11 protein-coding genes are annotated in these 18,753 nt (G+C 67.4%); 8 read left to right on the forward strand and 3 right to left on the reverse strand.

Features of this window, described 5'->3' with window-relative positions; all coding sequences use genetic code 11:
• Positions 1–15 precede the first annotated feature (15 nt).
• The 7 genes from FHW94_RS17620 to rutA all read left to right on the forward strand — a co-directional run bounded on the left by FHW94_RS17620 (position 16) and on the right by rutA (position 13,283).
• The gene (locus FHW94_RS17620) at positions 16–2,391 is read left to right on the forward strand and encodes a TonB-dependent receptor (RefSeq protein ID WP_168557134.1); all 2,376 of its coding nucleotides are present in this window, start codon (positions 16–18) and stop codon (positions 2,389–2,391) included.
• Positions 2,392–2,558: 167 nt separating this feature from the next.
• On the forward strand, positions 2,559–3,950 hold the full coding sequence (locus FHW94_RS17625; protein ID WP_168557135.1) for a TolC family protein: 1,392 nt from the start codon (positions 2,559–2,561) through the stop codon (positions 3,948–3,950).
• Between the two features lie 44 nt (positions 3,951–3,994).
• Positions 3,995–4,942 carry a hypothetical protein gene (locus FHW94_RS17630; protein WP_349237546.1) on the forward strand — a complete coding sequence of 316 codons (948 nt, stop codon included), beginning with the start codon at positions 3,995–3,997 and terminating at the stop codon, positions 4,940–4,942.
• Positions 4,942–8,037: an efflux RND transporter permease subunit gene (locus tag FHW94_RS17635; protein WP_168557136.1), complete on the forward strand. Its 3,096-nt coding sequence runs from the start codon at positions 4,942–4,944 to the stop codon at positions 8,035–8,037. Before FHW94_RS17630 ends, FHW94_RS17635 begins: the two co-directional genes overlap by 1 nt.
• A gap of 434 nt (positions 8,038–8,471) precedes the next feature.
• Complete coding sequence (locus FHW94_RS17640; protein ID WP_168557137.1) at positions 8,472–10,619, forward strand: TonB-dependent receptor; 2,148 nt, start codon at positions 8,472–8,474, stop codon at positions 10,617–10,619.
• A gap of 142 nt (positions 10,620–10,761) precedes the next feature.
• Positions 10,762–12,177, forward strand: a complete 1,416-nt coding sequence (locus FHW94_RS17645; protein WP_168557138.1) for an amidase — start codon at positions 10,762–10,764, stop codon at positions 12,175–12,177.
• Positions 12,178–12,203: 26 nt separating this feature from the next.
• A complete protein-coding gene (rutA, locus tag FHW94_RS17650; RefSeq protein ID WP_168557139.1) occupies positions 12,204–13,283 on the forward strand; it encodes a pyrimidine utilization protein A in 1,080 nt (359 codons plus the stop codon).
• A gap of 60 nt (positions 13,284–13,343) precedes the next feature.
• Here rutA and FHW94_RS17655 read toward each other — a convergent pair whose 3' ends face one another.
• Complete coding sequence (locus FHW94_RS17655) at positions 13,344–14,636, reverse strand: MFS transporter (RefSeq protein ID WP_246866231.1); 1,293 nt, start codon at positions 14,634–14,636, stop codon at positions 13,344–13,346.
• 76 nt (positions 14,637–14,712) lie between these two features.
• Between FHW94_RS17655 and FHW94_RS17660 the strand changes: the two genes are divergently transcribed.
• On the forward strand, positions 14,713–15,999 hold the full coding sequence (locus FHW94_RS17660; protein ID WP_168557140.1) for an amidase: 1,287 nt from the start codon (positions 14,713–14,715) through the stop codon (positions 15,997–15,999).
• On the opposite strand, the gene FHW94_RS17665 is transcribed toward FHW94_RS17660, so the two are convergent.
• Positions 15,996–17,024 (reverse strand): LacI family DNA-binding transcriptional regulator, encoded by a 1,029-nt coding sequence (locus FHW94_RS17665; protein WP_168557141.1) that lies wholly within the window; start codon positions 17,022–17,024, stop codon positions 15,996–15,998. The genes FHW94_RS17660 and FHW94_RS17665 overlap by 4 nt on opposite strands.
• A gap of 65 nt (positions 17,025–17,089) precedes the next feature.
• On the reverse strand, positions 17,090–18,745 hold the full coding sequence (locus tag FHW94_RS17670; protein WP_168557142.1) for a GMC family oxidoreductase N-terminal domain-containing protein: 1,656 nt from the start codon (positions 18,743–18,745) through the stop codon (positions 17,090–17,092).
• Positions 18,746–18,753: the final 8 nt, after the last annotated feature.

Here is an 18,753-nt window from a genome sequence, read left to right on the forward strand (position 1 = left end):
CCAAGAGGAAACATCATGACCAAGCACCCCTTCCGCGCCGCGTTGCTCGCCGCGTCCAGCCTGGTGGCGACGACCGCCCATGCCGCCGATGCTGCGGCTGCCAGCGCCTCTGCCGATCCGCAATCGACCACCGCCAATCAGGCCGGCCAGGCCAACGACGCGCAGTCGCTGACCTCGTCCGACATCCTCGTGATCGGCAGCCGCGCCGCCGAAGTGGCCCCGATCGCCGCCTCGCTCACCACCACGCAGCCCCAGGCCGCGGTGAGCCGCGAATTCATCGACAACGCCAACGCCGCGTCCGATTTCAACCAGTTGATCGCGATCACGCCCAGCGTTTCGATTTCGGGCAACAACAACGGCACCGGCTTTACCGAAAGCAAGGCCACGATCCGCGGCTTCCAGGATGGCGATTACAACGTCACCTATGACTCGATCCCCTTTGCCGACACCAACAACCCCACGCACCATTCCACCGCGTTCTTCCCCACCACCACGATAGAAACCGTGGTGGTCGATCGTGGGCCGGGCAACGCCAGCCAGCTGGGCCAGGCAACCTATGGCGGCAACATCAACATGTATTCCCGCGCCGCCAAGGACGAGATGGGCGGCCAGGTCCAGGGGCTGCTGGGCAACTGGAACACCTTCATCGGCCGCGCCGAATTCCAGAGCGGCAAGATCGACAAGCTGGGCGGCGCCAAGTTCGTGCTGGCCGGGCAGTTCCTGCGCTCCGACGGGGCGCTGACCAATTCGCCGGTCAATTCCAAGAACCTGTTTGCCAAGGCGGTGATCCCCATCGGCAGCGCGCATACGCTGACGCTGCTGAGCACGTGGAACCGCAACTTCTATTACCAGTCGGATTCGCAGAAGGGCGCGACTTGCGGCACCGGCGGCACGGCGCTGGCTGCCGGCACGCAGCTGACGGCCGACAACTGCACGGCCGCCTCGCAGATCGGAACCTATGGCTTGAACTATGGCCTGGGCAGCGATCCGACCAAGCAGGACTACTGGAAGTACAACCGCACCGACAAGACCACGGACTTTTCGTATATCCGCCTGCAGAGCAAGCTGGCGCCGGGCCTGTCGATGGACAACCGCGCCTATATGTATGGCTATACCAACAACACGCTTTCGGGCACGACCGGCACGGTGGTGACCGGCTTTACCGGCGCGGGCACGACGGCTTCGCCCTACAAGGCGGTAAGCGCGCCGGCCGATGTGCTGGGCTACTACAAGCTCAACAAGTATCGCGTGCTGGGCTATATCGGCCAGCTCAACTACGATTTCTCGCTCGGCAAGATCCGCGTGGGCGGCTGGTATGAATATGCCGATACCGATCGCGCCCGGCTCGATCTGGACCGCACCACCGGGCTGCCTTCCTACAACGAAAAGTTTGCGCCGGTGACCGCAACGGCCACTCTGCCCAGCGTGGCGCTCGCCAACGTCAACTACCTGCAATATTCGAAGTGGAACCAGTACCAGCTCTTTGCCGAGTTCGAGTTCCACCCGATCGAGGCGCTGGCGATTACGCCGGGCGTGAAATACGTGCATTTCAACCGCGCGATCAGTGGCCCGGTCAACCAGAAGAGCCGCACCCCGATCGACACCGAGGCGACCTGGACCAAGACGCTGCCGTTTGCCACGATCAACTGGCAGGCGACAAGCAACTGGGCGTTCTACGGCCAATATGCCCAGGGCATGTATGTGCCCGACCTGTCCAGCTTCTACACCAGCAGCGGCACGGCCAACGACCAGGCGGTGCAGCAGCAGAACCTTTCAAAGCTGCAACCGCAGACCTCCACCAACTATCAGGTGGGCACGGTGTGGCACGGCAGCCATGTGTCGGTGGACGTCGATGGCTATATCATCGACGTGAACAACAAGATCGCCAGCGACACGTCGACCGGGGCGCCGGCCAATGCCTTGGTCAACATTGGCCAGGTCCGCTACAAGGGCGTGGAAGGGCAAGTGAGCCTGATGCCCGTTGCGGGGCTGACGCTGTTTGCCAACGCATCCTACAACTATGCCCATTCGGTGACGACCGGCGCGCAGATTGCCAACGCGCCGTTCTCCACCGCTGCGGTGGGTGCGTTCTACAACCGTAACGGCACGCGGGTGTCGTTCAACCAGAAGTTTACCGGCCCGCAATACGCCACCGATGCCACGGTCGGCGCCACCGGACCGCGCAGCTACCGCATGGCACCCTACAGCGTGGGCGAATTCGCGATCAGCCAGATGATCGCCGAACGCTTCCGCATCGGGGCGACCGTCTCCAACGTGTTCAACAGCCGCGCGATCACGTCGATCTCCAACGGCAAGACCTATGGCGTGGATGACCAGTTCCAATTCCTGGCACCGCGCTCTTTCATGGTTGACGCACGCATCACGTTCTGATGCGATGCGCATGGCAGGGGGCCGTTTCGAGGGATGAAGGGACGCATCGCGGGGTGGCCCCCTGCACACAACATTGCACAATGCTCACTTTCCTTGCGCCCCGGCGCGGGTTACCCCGCAAGGCAGGGGGGAATGCAGTGAGCCGCTTTTTCTGGCGCAGGATGGCAATGGCCGGCGGGCTTTGCGCGCTGGCTGCCTGTGTGCTGACAGCCTGCGCGCCGGTGCCGCCCGTACCGGCCGATCTGCCCGCGCGCAGCCAGGCCCGGGTGGCAGCCCCGCTTGACCTGGCCGCCGTGCGGCGCATTGCCGTGGCGGTTGCGCCCGGCGCACCGACGGCGTCCGACGGGCTCGATCGCCTGTCGTTGTTCGCAGCGATCCTGGCGCAAGACCCGCGCGTGGCGCAGGCGCGGGCGGCCGTGGCCTCTGCCAAGGCAGACGCGCGTGCCGCGCGCAAGGTGGCAGCGCCCACATTCACGCTGTCGAGCGAATATGCCAACGATCCGTCCACCTCTTCGCCCTGGTTGCTGGGCGCTGGTGCCAATCTGCCACTCGATTTCGGCGGTCGGAAAGGAGCGCGACTGGCCAAGGCGGACCTCGCGATATTGATGGCACGGCAGGACCTGGCCGAAACCGTGTGGGCCGAACGCGTGGCCCTGCATCGCGGGCTGATCGATGCCATGGCCGGGGCCGAACAGGCGCGCCTGGGCACCATCATCGTGGCCCTGCGCGACCGGCAATTCGCCGTTCTGGAGAACCGGGCGCGGCAAGGGGAAATCGCCTCGCTCGATCTCTATCCCTATCGGGCCGCGCGCGCCGCTGCCGCCCGCGCCCTGGCCGATGCCCAGGCGCGCGCGCAAGGTGGACGCGCGGCAGTGGCGGGCATCTTGGGCGTGCCGTTGCAGGCGCTGGCCGGCCAGGCGCTGATCTGGCCTGATTTCGCCAGTCCCATGGCCGCTGTGCCCGATCTGCCGGCGGGCGAGCGGGCGCGATCGATTGCCGCACGCGCCGATGTGCTGCGCGCACTGGCCGCCTATGACCAGGCCGAAGCCGATCTGCGCGCCCAGGTGGCACAGCGCATGCCGGCCTTGAGCCTGGGGCCGGGCTATACCTGGGAGCGTGGATTGGTGAAGCTGCCCTTTGCGCTCAACCTTTCGCTGCCGGCCTGGGATGGCAACCGCGCCGGGATCGCCGCGGCAGAAGCGCACCGCGCGCAAGCGGGCGCCACGCTGGAATCGACGCTGGCCAACGCGCAAGCCGCGATCGAGGCCGCCCAGACCGAGCGCGCTGCGGCCCTGGCCGCGCTGGCCCGGGTGAGGGCCGAGGAACTGCCCGCCACCACGCGCGCCGCGTCCAAGGCCGATATACAGTTGAAGCAAGGCGCGATCGGCATGGCCGATTGGGCCGCCGCCCAGATCGCCGCTGCCGAAGCGCAACTGGCGCAAGTGGACGCCCTGGCGCGCGTGCGCAGCGCCGATCTCGCCCTGGAAGATGCGCTGCGGCGCCCGTTGGATGGACCCGAAACCGTGATCGACCCTGCATTGGTGCAACCATGGCTCTAGGCCGCTGGACCGCGTGTGCCGCGCTTCTGCTGGCGGGGGGCGCCGTGGGCGCGTTGGTTCACGCTGGCCTGGCCGGCCATGCCACGCCCGACGCCGATGAAGCCGCGGCGCAAGCCACGCCCGCGACCAGCGACGCGACTGGCTTGCTAGTCGATCCCGCCACCCAAACGCGCGCCGGGATCGCCACGGCGCAACTTGTGGCCGCTGCCCAAGCGCAAGGGGAAACCGGCTATGCCCGCGCGCTCGATGCCGGGCCGCTGGCGGCGATCGGCGCGGAAATCGAAAGTGCGCGCGCGGCGGCCGATGCTTCTGCCCGCGAAGCGGCCCGCCTGGCCGCGCTGGCCGGGGCAGACGCAGGCGCCGCGCAACGCGAAGTGGAAAGCGCGCGGGCCCAGGCACGCGCCGATGCCGCCCGGCGCGATCTGGCCTGCCAGCGCGTGACCTTCGAATTTGGCGCGGGATTGGCGCAACTGGGCTGCGCCGCGGCGGAAAGCCTGGCCCGGCGCGCGGCGGCGGGACAAGTGGCGATCCTCCGGCTCGACTTTCCGGGCGGCGCGCCACAGGCCGGCGCTGCCGTGCAAGTGGACCTCGCGCCCGGTAGCGCGCAAGTGCGCGTACTGGGGCCGGCGGCGGCCGGCGACACGCAGTTGCAAAGTGGCGGCGCGCTGGCGTTGCTGACAGGGCCGCAGGCCGCGCGGGTGGGTGTCGGGCGCATCCTGGCCGCCAGCACCGCGCAGGCCGGGCCGGTGCGCGCCGGCGTCATGGTGCCGCGCAGCGCCATCGTGCGCGCCGATGCCGGGCTTTTCGTGTGGCGGGCGGGCGCGCAAAACCGTTTTGAACGCGTGCCGTTGGAAGATGGCAAAGCCGGGCCGCAGGGCTGGTTCGTGCCATCGGGCAAGCTGCAGCCGGGCGATCGCGTGGTGGTTTCCGGCGCGGGCACGCTGCTGGGCCTTGACCATGCCGCTCCTGCGCCAGCCACCGGGGACGAGTGATGCTGTCCGCGCTGGTCCGGCAATCGTTGCGCCACCCCTGGCTCGTGCTGCTGGGCGCGGTGGTGCTGCTGGCCCTGGGCGTGCAGACCCTGCGCACCACGGCCTATGACGTGTTTCCCGAATTCGTGCCGCCACAGGCCAGCGTGCAGACCGAAGCACCGGGCCTTTCCCCGCAACAGGTGGAAATGCTCGTCACCCGCCCGCTGGAGGCGGTGATCAACGGTGCCAATGGCGTGGAAACGGTGCGCTCGCAATCGATCCAGGGCCTGTCGGTGATCGACATCACGTTCCGCGAGGGCAACGATGCCTATCGCGCGCGCCAGCAGGTGTCCGAAGCGCTGGCCGATGCCATTCCGCGCCTGCCCCCTGGCGTCGATACCCCACGCCTGACGCCGTTGGTATCTTCGACCATGGACCTGCTCAAGATCGGGCTGATGTCCACGCGGCTTTCCCCGATGCAGTTGCGCGATCTGGCCGAATGGACGATCCGCCCGCGGCTCCTGTCGGTGCCGGGCGTGGCGCGCGCCAATGTGTTTGGCGGAGAGCAGCGCCGGATCGAAGTGCGCGCCGATCCTGCCCGCCTGCTGGCGCGCGGATTGACGTTTGCCGATCTGGGCCAGGCGGTGAGCGCAGCGGTCAATGTCAATGGCGGCGGCTTTGCCGATACGCCCAACCAGCGCATCCTGGTCGATCCTGGCCCCAGCGCCACCAGTGCCGCACAGATCGCGGCTGCCGTGCTGGCCACCGGGCCGGGCGGCACGGTGCGCATTGGCGACGTGGCGCAAGTGGCCGATGGCGCCGCGCCGCCGGTGGGCGATGCGCTGATCATGGGCAAGCCCGGCGTGCTGATGACGCTGTCGAGCCAGTACGGCGCCAACACGCTCGACACCACGCGCGCACTGGAACGCACGCTCGATGACCTCGCCCCGGCGCTGCGCGCCCAAGGGGTGACGCTCTACCCCGCGCTGCACCGCCCGGCCAATTTCGTGGAAGTGGCGTTGACCGGCATCGGCCGCGACCTGGCGATCGGCGCGGTCATGGTGCTGGTGGTGCTGCTGGTGTTCCTGCGCGATCTGCGCGTGGTGGGCATTGCCTTCGTGTCGATCCCGTTGTCGCTGTTGGCGGCACTGATCGTGCTGGATCGCACCGGGCAGACGATCAACACGATGACGCTGGGTGGCCTTGCCGTGGCGTTGGGCGTGGTGATCGACGATGCGATCGTCGATATCGAGAACATCGTGCGCCGCTTGCGCGGGGTGACGAACGAAGCCGATCGCCGCGCGATCATCGCCGCCGCCTCGATCGAAGTGCGCGCCCCGGTGGTCCACGCCACGTTCGTGCTGGCGCTGACGATGCTGCCGGTGATCCTGCTCACCGGGCTGCAGGGCGCGTTCTTTGCCCCGCTCGGCCTTTCGTTCCTGCTGGCAACGCTCGCCTCGCTGGTGGTGGCGCTATCGGTCACGCCGGCCCTGGCGCTGATGCTGTTGCGCGGGCGCACGCCGGTGGAAGAGCCGGCCCTGCTGGAACGCTTCAAGGATTGGCATGCCGGATTGATGCGGCGGCTGTGCGCGCGGCCGGGCCTGGCGGCCGGGGCCATCGGCGTGCTCGGCGCGCTGGCGCTGGCCGGCACCCTGTCGTTCGGCAGCGAACTGCTGCCCACCTTTCGCGAGCGGCATTACGTGCTGCAAGTATCCGGGCCGCCGGGTGCCTCGCTCGAATGGATGCGCGCGTCAGGCATGCAACTGTCGCGCCGGCTCATGGCCATTCCCGAAGTCTTGAGCGTGGAAGAACAGATGGGCCGGGCGGAGGCAGGCGAAGACACCTGGCCGCCGAGCCAGGGCGAGTTTCACTTGCGCCTCAAATCGGTGGGCGGCCGCGGCGAGGATGCGGCGCTGGCGGAAATCCGCAGCGCATTGGCGGCAACACCGGCCTTGCAGGGCGAAGTGACCACATTCCTGGGCGACCGCATCAGCGAGAGCCTGTCGGGCGAAACCGCCGCGATTGCGGTGAGCGTGCAAGGCGCCGATCTCGACACGCTCGATCGCACCGGCCTGGCCATTGCAGCGGCGCTGCGGGCAACGCCGGGCGCCACCGACGTGACGATGAAAGCCGCGCCGGGCACGCCGATGCTGGGCGTGACGCTCGATCCCGCGCGCATGGCGCTGCACGGGGTGACGGCGGCGGACGCGGGCGACGCCATCCGCGCCACCTTTGCCGGGCAGACGGTGGGGCAGGTGGTCCTGGCCGATCGTGCGATCGACGTGGCGGTGACTTTGCCGCCCGAACTGCGCCGCGATCCCGAGGCGCTGGGCGATACCCTGGTGCGCGCCTCGGCCGGTGGCGCAGCGGGCGGGGCGGTGCGCCTGGCCGATATCGCCACGATCTCTCCGGGCGAAGCGCGCGCGCTGATCGCGCATGAAGGCGGGCTGCGCCGGCAGATCGTGACTGCCAATGTGGTGCCCGGCCATGCCGTGGCCGATGTGGTGCACGATGCCCAAGCGCGCATCGGCCAGAACGTGCACCTGCCGCCGGGCGTTTTCCTGTCATGGGCAGGCACGGCCGAAGGCGCAGCCGCCGCGCAACGCCAGTTGCTCGCCCATGTCGTGCTGGCGGGCGTTGCCATGGTGGCGCTGTTGGTCCTGGCTTTTGGCGGGGTGCGCCCTGCCTTGCTGATCCTGGCGGGCATGCCGCCGGCCATGGCGGGCGGCGTGCTGGCCGTGGCATTGACCGGTGGCGTGGTTTCGCTGGGCGCGCTCGTTGGGTTCATCGCGCTGTTCGGCATTTCCGCGCGCAACGCGATCCTGCTCGTCGCCCATGTCGATCAACTGGTGCTGGGGGAGGGGCGGCCCTGGACGCTGGAAACCCTGCTCGCAGCCACGCGGGAACGCGTGACGCCGATCCTGCTGACCGCGCTGGTCACCGCCTTTGCGCTTTTGCCGGTGGCGATCGAAACCGGGCAGTCAGGGCGCGAAATCCAGGGCCCGATGGCGGTTGTCATTCTGGGCGGGCTGGCCTCATCCCTGCTCTTGACCCTGCTGTTGCTGCCGGCACTGATCTGGCGCTGGCGCTTTGCCGGGCGCAAGACAGCAGCATAGCGTACTGGCGGCCGCCAATCTCACTACCGCCGCGATGGTAACGATTACATAAATTGTCAATAATCTGGCACCTCTCGTCGCAGGCTTGCCGGCGGCGCGGCCTGGGATGCGGGCCACGAAACACCCTCCGCGTCTATGGTATGGGCGAGAATCGGCATCCGGCGTGGCGCTCGCCGGGCCATTCTTGCTTCACCCGCACAAATCGTTGAATTGGCGTGCTTTTGCTGCGCAGCCGGCGCTCGTACGCCTGGGCCATGCCACGCCAATGAAAACGATGCTCATTTTTTGTCAGCATTATTACATCTATGATTCAATGCCTTATATATTCCCTTCAGTCACTGCACTTGAACACCGCTTGCAATCGCGCGCGAATCAGACATTCTAGTGAAAACGAAACGCATTTCGGGTCAGGGCCCGACCATAAGGGGGGTTAGATGTTGCATACTCGCGCGCTCTTCACCGTCAGCACGCTGGCACTTGGCCTAGCGGCGCAAACCGCTTTCGCACAGGACACCGCGCCGCCTGCCGTCGCTGCAGCCGATGCGCAAGCCCCGGCGCCCGGGGCGGCCGGACTGGGCGAAATCGTCGTCACTGCCGAAAAGCGCCCCTCCGTGGCGCAGAACACGCCGATCGCCATGACGGTGGCCACCGGCGCGGATCTTGCCAGGAACGGGGTCAGCGATGTCAACGGCCTCGCCAACGTGGCGCCCACCGTCAACATCGCCCAGAACAACGCCAACACCATGATCACCATTCGCGGGGTTTCGAGCCGCGACTATTCGGAAACGGGCGATCCGGCCGTTGCCGTCAGCATCGACAACTTCTACCTCCAGCGCGCCTTTGCGCTCAACGCCGCGTTGTTCGACGTGGAGCGCGTGGAAGTGCTGCGCGGCCCGCAGGGCACGCTCTATGGTCGCAACGCCACGGCCGGCGCGGTCAACATCCAGTCGGTCAAGCCCGGCGACAAGTTCAGCCTCAACGCGGCAGGCGAAATCGGCAACTACGGCACGCTCAACCTGGAAGCGGGCATGACCGTGCCGCTGACCGACACGCTGAGCGTGCGCGTGGCCGGTACCCGGCAGACCCGTGACGGCTATCGTACCAATCCCGGCTATCGCGGCGGCGACGACAACGATACCAGCGGCGCGCGCCTGCACGTGCTGTGGAAGCCCACGCCGCGCCTGTCGATCCTGGTCACCGGCGAGTATGTGGACGTCGGCGGCGTGGGCGCCGTGATCAAGGGCGTGCCCTATTCCGGCCTCAACAGCGACGGCACGTTGACGATCGGATCGGCCAAGACCTGGAACGTCAACCACCAGGGCTATACCGATATCACCGCCAAGGCCGTGCGCACGGCGATTTCCTATGACCTCGATTTTGCCACGCTCAGCTTCTTTGGCGGCTATCAGCAGTCGGTCCTGCATCGCGACAACGACCAGGATGGCGGCACCAGCTACAACTATGGCTTCCAGCAGAACGAGAACGTCAAGGACCAGAACTACGAACTGCGCCTGAGTTCCAACAACGCCCACGGCCTGACCTGGCAACTGGGTGCCTATGCGTTCAAGGAAACCGACGCGCTCAACACCTATTTCCAGGTCCACGGGTTGAGCCCCGATCCGTTCAACTTCTACACGTTCGATTACAACGTCGGTTCGCGGTCCAAGGCTGCCTTTGCCCAGGTCGGCTATGACCTGACCGATAGCCTCAAGGCCGAGGCCGGCATCCGCTATACCCAGGATGACAAGTACCAGCGCGGCTACAACATCATCGCCGGGACCTATTCCGATCTCGACAACGTCTATTCGGGCAACCAGGTGACCTGGCATTTCGGCCTAAATTACAAGATCAGCCCCGGCCACCTGCTCTATGCCAAGGTCGACAAGGGTTATAAGGCCGGCGGCTATACCACCACCAATTCCTTTGGCCCGGAAAAGATCATCGCTTATGAAGTGGGCAGCAAGAACCGCTTCCTGGGCAATGCCCTGCAGGTCAACCTGACCGGCTTCTACTATGACTATTCGGGGCTTCAGGCCCAGGTGGAAGACCCCGATACGGCCTTGGTCTATACGCTCAACGCCGGCAAGGCACATGTCTATGGCGGGGAAGCGGAAGTGGTCTGGCTGGCCACGCCCGGCACCAAGATCGATCTGAACGCGGCCTATCTCCATGCCCGCTATGTCGATTTCTGCACGATCACCACCGATCCGTGTCCGGCGGCCAACGATCTGGCTGGCAACACGCTGCCCCAGGCGCCGAAGTGGACACTGGCCGGCGGGATCCAGCAGGACATCCACCTGCCGGGCGGCACGCTGACCCCGCGTGTGCAGACGCGCTATGTCACGCGCACCTATTTCACGGTCTACAACACCGCGGCCGAGCGCCAGGACCCCTATTTCAAGACCGACGCGCAACTGACCTGGACGCCGGACAACGGCCCCTACACGATCACCGCCTATGTGCGGAACATCGAGAACAACACGATCCTGACATCGGTTGGCGAAGCCAGCTATGCCGGGGGCTATCTGGTCCAGTTCGCCGCGCCGCGCACTTACGGCGCGCGGATCGCCTACAAGTTCTGATCCCTTGCGCGCGGGGCAGGCCGCCTTTGGCCTGCCCCGCGCGCCTTGCCTGCCCGCACACACCCGGTTGCACCTGGCGACGCCATCGCGCGCACGGGGCGCGACACCGTGCGCGCCGGGCGCATTGCTGGCGGAGTGTGGCATGACTGGTGAAGTGCTTTGCGGGGACCGCGCGATCGCCGACGATCTCGTCGCGTTGAGCGAGGCATTGGTGGCCGGCCGGGTGCGCGCGGTCGATGCCGTGGAAGCCGCACTCGCCCGGGCACGGGCCGTGCCGGGCCTCAATGCCGTGGTCGAGCTCGATGAAGCCGGCGCGCTGGCGCAAGCCCATGCCTGCGACCGCGAACACGCCCAAGGCCATGTGCGCGGGCCGCTGCATGGCCTGCCCCTGGCCCACAAGGACATGTTTTATCGTGCCGGCGCCCTGACCGAGGCGGGATCGCGCATCTGGCGCGGCCACCGGCCCGACCACACCAGCCCGCTGGTGGCGCGACTGGAAAAGGCCGGCGCCATCACCATCGGCCGGCTGCACATGGCCGAATTCGCGTTGGGGCCCACCGGGCACAACGCGCACCTCGGGCGGTGTGGCAACCCGTGGCATGGTCCGGCGATTTCGGGCGGATCGTCGTCGGGTTCCGGCGCGGCGGTCGGCGCACGCATCGTGACGGGCGCGCTGGGATCGGACACCGGTGGATCGATCCGCCTGCCGGCCGGCATTTGCGGGGTGGCGGGGCTCAAGCCGACCAACGGCCTGTTGCCCGCCGCCGGCATGATGCCGCTGTCGCACACGCTCGACACCGCCGGGCCGATCGCCACGTCCAGCCGCGCGCTGGCACGATTGCTTACCGTGCTGGCCGCCAACGACACCGATTATGAAGCCGCGCTGGGCTGCGGCACGAACGATCTCAATGGCCTTACCATCGGGCTGCCCGATCGCCATTTCCTGCAAGACCTCGCCCCGCAAGTGGCTGCGGCGCTCGATGCTGCGGCCGGTCTGTTGGCAAGCGCGGGGGCGCGTGTACGCACCGTCACCATGCCCGACCAGGCCGACCATGCGCGCATCGCCGCCGAAATCTGGGCACCGGAGGCCGCGCGCGTCCACCAGCGTACGCTGGCCGCGCGGCCTGACGATTATGGCGAGCAAGTGCGCAACCGGTTGCTGGACGGAGCCCGCGTCGATGCCGACACTTATGCTGCCGCGCTGCTGGCACGCGATGCGGCGCGGGCGGCCATGCTGGGCGGACCGTTGGCCGAGGCCGATCTCCTGCTCACGCCGCTGATGCGCAAGCCGGTGCCGCTGGCTGCGACGGTCGAGACAGCCGCCGGGCCCGCCATGCAGGCGATGATTGCCGAAATATCCGCCCTGACCCGGCCGATTTCCATGCTCGGCTTTCCCGCGCTGGCCACGCCGATGGGGTTCGATGCGCGTGGCCTGCCACTGGCGCTGCAACTGATCGGTGCGCCTCTGGCCGAAGCCACCTTGCTGCGCGCGGGCGATGCGCACGAGCGCGCAACCGGCTTCCTGGCGCGACGCCCCGATCTCTCCCCCTTTGCCTAAACCGTCCATCTTTCAGGAGCACGTCCATGGATATCGGTCTCTTTATTCCCATCGGCAACAACGGCTGGCTGATTTCCGCCAATAGCCCGCAATACATGCCGAGCTTTGAACTGAACAAGAAACTGGTGCTCGCTGCCGAAGGCTATGGCTTCGACTTTGCCCTTTCGATGATCAAGCTGCGTGGCTTTGGCGGAAAGACGCAGTTCTGGGACCACAACCTGGAAAGCTTTACCTTGATGAGCGCGCTGGCGGCGGTGACTAGCAAGATCAAGCTGTTTGCCTCCACCGCCATTCTCACACTGCCGCCCGCGCTGGTGGCGCGCATGGCGGTGACGGCGGATTCGGTGGCGCCAGGCCGCTTTGGCGTCAACATCGTCACCGGCTGGGCCAAGGGTGAATATGACCAGATGGGCCTGTGGCCGGGTGACGCCTATTTCGGCTATCGCTATGACTATGCCAGCGAATACGTGCAGGTGATGAAAGACCTGTGGGACCAGGGCCAATCGGGTTTCAAGGGCAAGCACTTCCAGATGGACGATTGTCGCCTGGGGCCAAAGCCTTCGGCCGCGATCCCGATCGTGGGTGCCGGGCAATCCGACCGGGGCATGGAATTCGTGTCCAACTACGGGGACTACAACTTCGTTACCGCCGGCGGCATCAACCAGCCGACGCAGCACGCCGGCCAGGTGGAACGCCTGATGCAGGCCGCGCAGAAGACCGGGCGCGATGTGGGCGCCTATATCCTGTGCATGGTCATTGCCGACGAAACCGACGAAGCGGCCTTTGCCCGCTGGGAGCATTACCGCGCCGGGGCCGATGTCGATGCGCTGGCCTGGATGTATGACCAGGGCCAGGCCGACACCACCGCAGGCAGCGACAGCACGGCACGCCACATCAACCTGCCCGAGGGGGCGGTGAACTTCAACATCGGCACGTTCATCGGCTCTTACGCCAATGTCGCGCGGATGCTGGACGAAGCCGCCGCCATTCCCGGCACCAAGGGCATCATGCTGACGTTCGATGATTTCGAAAGCGGGATCGAAGCCTTTGGCCAGAAGATCCAGCCGCAGATGGCATGCCGCGCCGACCGGTTGGTCGACGCGTAAAACGATACCTGGGACGTGGCTTGAAGATCGCCTTTCAAGCCACGTGCCGTGCACGATAATCTACGTCTTGATAGTGGCGGCGCGGTCAGACCAGGCCATCCACCCGGCCATGACCGCGCCAAGCCCCGCCACCCAGCTCATCAACAGGAACGTGGTGCCGTAATCGCCGCAGGCCTCATAGACCAGGGCAGCCACGGCAGGGCCGATCATCACGCCCAGGAACGTATAGACCAGCGCCCCGCCGATCACCCGGCCCGCATCACGGGGTTGGCAGTGGCGGGTGCATTCGGCCATCAGCACGCCGTTCCACCCGCTCATGCAAAAGCCGAACAGGCCCAGCACAGCGATCTGCACCGCAGCAGGCATGGCATCGAGCCGCCACAACGCCACCATGCAGGCCATGGCGATCAGGCCGATGGCGCAGAGCACGCGAAAGCCGCCGATGCGGTCGCCAACCAGCCCCCACGAGATACGACCGACCGCGCCGCACGCCTGGACCACGCCGGCCACCATGCCGGCCGCCACCAGTGGCCAGCCATGATCGACCAGCATCGAGACGGTGAACGCCGACAACGACAACTGCAGAGAGGAATAGAGCATGCCGAGCAGCGCCAGCACGCGCAGCGAGGCATGCCCCCAAACGAGGCGCTGTTCGTAGAGGAAACTGCCGGCCAGGCGCCCCACCATGCTGCCGCCCGCGCGGCTGGCCGGCCCGCGCGGGCCATCACCATGGCTGGCCAGCACGGCGATCATCGCCAGGCAGGGCACCGCAGTCAGCGCCAGCGCCATCCGCCAGCCGATGACCGGCGCCAGGGCCGGATAGGCCAGGCTGGCAATCACCCCGCCCAGCGGCACGCCGGCCTGCTTGATCGAAAAGATCAGCGCACGGCGTGCCGGCGGCGTCACTTTGCCCAGGATCTGGGCCGATGCGGGATTCTGCACGCCATAGCCCACGCCGATCACCAGCGAAGCCAGGCCGGCAATCCAGGCGTTGCCGGTGGTCAGCAGCAAGAGCGCCAGGGCATAGCACAACAGCGCGAGTTGCTCGATCCGAACCGGGCCAAACCGCACGATCATGGCCCCGGCCATGGCCGATGCGATCATGCCCGAGGCATAGATCACGCTGATCTGGTAGCCGACCCAGTGCGGCACCAGCCCGAAATCGCGCGCAACCAGCGGTGCGATCCCGGTCAGCACCAGGGCGGTGGCCGTGGAGAGGATCTGGATCGTCGTGGTCGTCGCCAGTGCGCTGGCCAGGCCCTTGGCCGGCACGCTGCGGCAGGGGGCGGAAGCGGGGGACAGCATGGGCTTGGGCGGCGGCAAGCTGGCAGCCGGCGGATGCGGGTCGATCATGCCGGCGCCATAATGTAATGCTTTACATTTGCCAAGCGGCAAGTCACACCAGTGCCGCTATCCGACGGAGTTGGTGATGAATTACGCACATTCTGCGCCCCTGGTGACCGCGCGGGTGGAAGCCGCGCTGGCCCGCATCGCCATCCGCGACGCCACGGTGCGGGCCTGGCTGCACGTGGATGACACCGGCGCGCTGGCAACGGCGCGCACGCTCGATGCCCTGGCGGCCGACGCGCGCGGACCGCTGCACGGCCTGATCATCGGGGTAAAGGACGTGATCGCGGTGGCAGGCATGCCGCTGACGCACAATTCGCCGCTCTTTACCGGGCAGGTCGCTGCGCATGACGCCCCCTGCGTGGCGATCCTGCGCGCCGCGGGCGCCGTGATCCTGGGCAAGACCGATACCACGGAATTTGCCGCCGCCGGTCGCAACGCGGCCAGCAGCAATCCCCACGATCCTGCCCGCACGCCCGGCGGCAGCTCTGCCGGATCAGCCGCAGCGGTGGCCGATGGCCATGTCGATGTGGCGCTGGCCACCCAGACCGGCGGCTCCACCATTCGCCCGGCCAGCTATTGCGGCATCCACGGGTTCAAGCCCAGCTGGGGCCTGGTCAGCCGCGAAGGGGTGAAAACCTATGCCAACAGCCTGGATACGGTGGGCTGGCACGCGCGCAATCTGGGCCTGATCGACCGACTTTGCGCGGCATATGGACTGGCCCCGGCATTGGCAGTGCCGGCGGACGCGCCCTTGCGCATCGGCGTTTTCCGCACGCCGTGGTGGGACAGGCTGGCCAGCGATGCCCAGGCCGCCTTCGAGGATGTCGTCGTGGCGGGCCTGGCGCGCGCGGGGGTGGCGCTGGAGCGGATCGACGATCTGCCCGATTTTGCCCATCTCAACGATGATCACCGCGCCATCCTGTTTCGCGAAGGCGCGGCCAGTTTCCGCGATCTGGCCCACACCCGCGGCGCATTGCTTCATCCCGATTTTCATCTGCGCGTGGCCGCACTCGACCAGTTCGACGACGAACGCCTACGCCTGGCGCGCGACCGGGCGAGCGCCGCAACACGCGCGTTCGAGCGGGCAACGAACGGGCTCGATGCCGTGCTGGCACCAAGCGCACCGGGCATCGCCCCGTTCGGCCGCGGGCCGGGCGATCCGCTGTTCAACCAGCCCTGGACGCTGATGCAGGTGCCCGTGCTGAACCTGCCGCTGGCGCGCGGCGGGCAGGGCATGCCGATCGGCGTTTCGCTCGTGGCGCCACGCTATGCCGACCGCCGGTTGATCGCCGTGGCCCAGGCTTTGGAAGACAGGTTGGCGGCCGTGGGCGTGCAGCCCACCGATGCCGGGCCGCTGCCGGCCTAGCTTTTGCGCCGCCTGCGCCGGGGCGCGGCGGTGGATTGGCGCACGATCAGGCGATGGGGCAGCACCACCTCGCGCGCTGGCGGCTGCTCTTCGGCCGGCAGCAGGGAATCGAGCATCAGCCGCATCGCCGCTTCGCCCAGTTCGATCGTGGGGATGTGAATGGTGGTGAGGGGCGGGCTGGCAAAGGCGCCAAAGCGCAAGTCGTCAAACCCGACCACCGACATTTCATCGGGCACGGCAATGCCGCGCTGTTGCAACGCGCTGAGTGCGCCAAGCGCCATTTCATCGTTGGCGCAGGCCACGGCGGTGAATTCGTCGCCATTTTCCAGCAGCGACACCATCGCATCGTGCCCCGATTGCAGCGAGAAATCGCCTTCGGCAACGAGGGCGGCATCGAATTCCAGGCGGTTGCGCGCCAGGCCCAGGCGATAGCCGGCAAGGCGATCCTTGGACATGAACTGCGCAAGTGGCCCGGTGATCGTGGCGATGCGCCGATGGCCCAGTTCGGCCAGGTGGCTGACGACAAGGGCCGCGGCCTCATGATTGTCGATCCGCACCCGCGGCAATTGCAGGTCTGGCGGATATTCGCAGGCGGCCACCAGCGGCGGCACCTTGCCCCCGGCAGGCGGGCGGCGCACCACGTCGGGCAGGCTGTTTTCCAGCAGGATCATGCCATCGGCCTGCTTGCCGGCGATCATGGCGGTGTATTTGTTGAGCGTTTCGACATCGCCTTCGGTAATGCCCAGCAGCACGCGCATGCGATTGGCCCGCGCCACGTTCTCGATCCCCTGGACGAACGCCGAGGTGAACGGGTTGTAGATGCTGGGCACGGCAACGATCACGTTGTCGCTGCGCTGGCGGCGCAGGCCGGCGGCCAGATGGTTGGGTTCGTAGTTGAGATCGACGATCGCCGCCTCGATCCGCTCGATCGTGCGCGGGCGCACCAGCGACGGAGTGCTGAGCGCGCGCGAAACGGTGGCGACCGAAACGCCGGCGTGGCGGGCGATGTCCTTGATGTTTGCCATGGTCGATCGATACAGAGCGGCAGGGGCGGCGGCAAGCGCCACCCCGGCAGCCGCCGTTCATCCGATCACGCCGGCGCGCGGGCGAGGGCCGGCTCGATCACTTCGGCCGCATGCCAGGCAAAGGCCATCGCCGGGCCATTGGTGTTGCCCGAAATCGGCGTGGGCATGGCCGCGCAATCGGCCACGTAGAGCCCCTCCAGACCATGAACCTTGAGATCGGGCCCGACCACCGCGCCGCCGCCCGCGTCCTGGCTTGGCCCCATGCGGCAGGTGCCGGTGCCGTGCAGGCCGGTCGAAACCATCCAGTCTGCAGCGGCGATGATGGCCTCGTCGCTCTCCACCGCAGGGCCGGGCACGGCTTCCTCGCCCAGCCAGGGGGCCAGCGCCGGGGCCTGCATGATGGCGCGCACGCGGCGTAGCGCCTTGACCACGGTGGCGCGATCGGCCGGATCGGCAAACCAGCAAGGCACCAGGCGCGGCGGCGCCGCCGGATCGGTGGATGCCAGCTCGACATGGCCGTGGCTGGCCGGGCGCAGGCAAAACGCCGTGGCGGTGATACCCGGGACGGGATCGGTCTGGCCGCGCCCGGCCTCGGGCTTGTCATCGCCGCTGCCGCCCATCGAATAAGGCGAAATGCCGATCTGCAGATCGGGCCAATCGACCGTCGCGGGATCTTGGGGATCGATCGCGGTCATGATCGACACTTCGGGCAAAAGCGAGGCCATCAGGCCCTTGCCGGTCAAGATATAGCGAAGCCCGTGCCAATAGGGGCGCCAGCCGCGAAATTGGTGGTTGAGGCCCCGCACGCCGCGCAAGCGCCAACTCATCGCGAACATCATGTGCTCGTTCATGTTGCGGCCCACGGCAGGGTTGACGTGCACCGGGGCGATGCCATGGCGGGCCAGCACCTCGGCCGGGCCGACGCCGGAAAGCTGCAAGAGCTTGGGGCTTTGCAACACACCGGCGGCCAGGATCACGCGATCGGCAGAAAACGTCTGCTCCTGTCCGTCGATGGCCACGACCACGCCGGTGGCGCGGCGCCCTTCGAACACCACCTTGCGCACCAGCGCGCCGGTACGGATTGCAAGGTTGGGCCGCCGTGCCGCATCGCGCAGAAACGCGGTAAAGGCAGTGACGCGCCGGCCACGCCGGTCCACCGTCTGCTGTGTGGCGGCCGCGACCGGGGTGGCGGGGGTGTTGACATCGTCGAGCACGGGAATGCCCGCCTGGCGTGCGGCATCCAGGATCGCGGCGCTGAGCGGGGGATGCGGCGGCACGCAAGTCACTTCCATCGGGCCGCCGCGCCCGCGGCCAGGCGCGCTGCCCGGCCCGACATAGTTTTCCAGCGCGACATAGGCCCGCTCGATCGCCGCCCAGTTCCAGCCGGGATTGCCCTGCGCCTCCCAACTGTCGAAATCGCGCGGCTGGCCACGGAAATACCAGGTGCCGTTGACGGCGCTCGATCCGCCCAGGCCCTTGCCATAGTACCAGGTTTCGCCCGCCGGGCGGCCGGGCTGTGGCTCGGCCGGAAAGGGCCAGTACCAGCGCGGCTTGGTCCACATCCTGACCATGCCGCGCGGCATGCGCACGAACAGTTCGTCGTTGCGGCCGCCCGCTTCCAGCAGCAGCACCCGGCGCGTGCCGTCGCGGCTCAGCCGGTCGGCCAGCACGCAGCCGGCCGATCCGGCGCCGACGATGATCGTGTCGTATGGCGGGTTCATGGCAAACT

The organism is Novosphingobium sp. SG720 (assembly GCF_012275365.1).
GTDB classification, from domain to species: Bacteria; Pseudomonadota; Alphaproteobacteria; order Sphingomonadales; family Sphingomonadaceae; genus Novosphingobium; species Novosphingobium rhizosphaerae.